This is a genomic window from Acinetobacter sp. AR2-3 (assembly GCF_001878775.1).
In the GTDB taxonomy this organism is placed as follows: domain Bacteria; phylum Pseudomonadota; class Gammaproteobacteria; order Pseudomonadales; family Moraxellaceae; genus Acinetobacter; species Acinetobacter lwoffii_D.
The window spans coordinates 1-1,033 of record NZ_MJIQ01000033.1; the positions used below are offsets into that span (position 1 = coordinate 1).

General features: G+C 37.6%; 1 pseudogene. It reads left to right on the top strand.

Annotated features, from left to right (window positions below):
- Positions 1-95: 95 nt before the first annotated feature.
- A pseudogene (locus BFN00_RS04830) lies at positions 96-914 on the top strand (IS701 family transposase); the annotation flags it as partial.
- Between the last annotated feature and the right edge of the window lie 119 nt (positions 915-1,033).

Consider the following 1,033-nt stretch of genomic DNA (forward strand, 5'->3'; position numbering starts at 1 on the left):
ATAAGTAGAGCGGAGAAGGAAGAGAGCAGCGAGTTGAAGGTATGAAAAGAGGAAGCGAGTAACGAGAAGAAGACGCGTAAGATCGTCGGCAGCGTCAGATGTGTATAAGAGACAGTCTCATGACAGAACCAAACTCTATTAGCTGCACACAACTTGCCGAGACTTATAATATCTCGCATGACAGTGTAAATCGCTTTTTGGAGCGTGAAGACTACACAGCTCGCGATCTATATCAAGAAGCAATTCAACACATTGATAATAATAAACTTATAGTCAGTATTGATGATACTGTTTTAGATAAGCCATATAGTCAACATATGGACTTAGTTAGCTATTTTTGGTCAGGTAAACACCACCGATCCGTCAAGGGTATTAATCTCATTACCTTGTATGCGACAGATCAACATGGCAAAAATATTCCAATTAATTTTCGAATTTATGATAAGTCAGAAAGTAAAACCAAGAATGATTACTTTATGGAGATGTTAAGTGAAGTACTCGATTGGGGTGCAAAGATTCAATTCATTACAGGTGATAGTTGGTATTCATCGACTGAAAATCTAAAAACCATAAGAAAACATGGTATTCGATTTATGTTTGGTGTCGACAGTAACCGTAAGGTTTCCCCTGAAAAAGGACAATGGTTTCAACTCCGTTTATTGCCGAATTTTCATCAGGGTCAAGTGGTCTGGCTCAAAGATGTTGGCTTTGTACAATTATTTAAGACTCAGTTAAAAGAACAGCAGAGATTTTATATTGTGCATCAAGATGAAGATGATTTATTGTCCTTTGATGGTTTTTATGAATTACATTCAAGTCATTGGAAAATAGAACAATATCATCGAGTAATTAAACAGGTTTGTCATATTGAAAAGTTTCAAGTAAGACGATCTACTGTCTCTTATACACATCTGACGCTGCCGACGATCTTACGCGTGTAGATCTCGGTGGTCGCTGTCTTCGTCGCCAGAAAAACAAAGAAAAAAACAACGTGCTATGATATGATCAACAGACTTCCCTGAGTACCTAATCG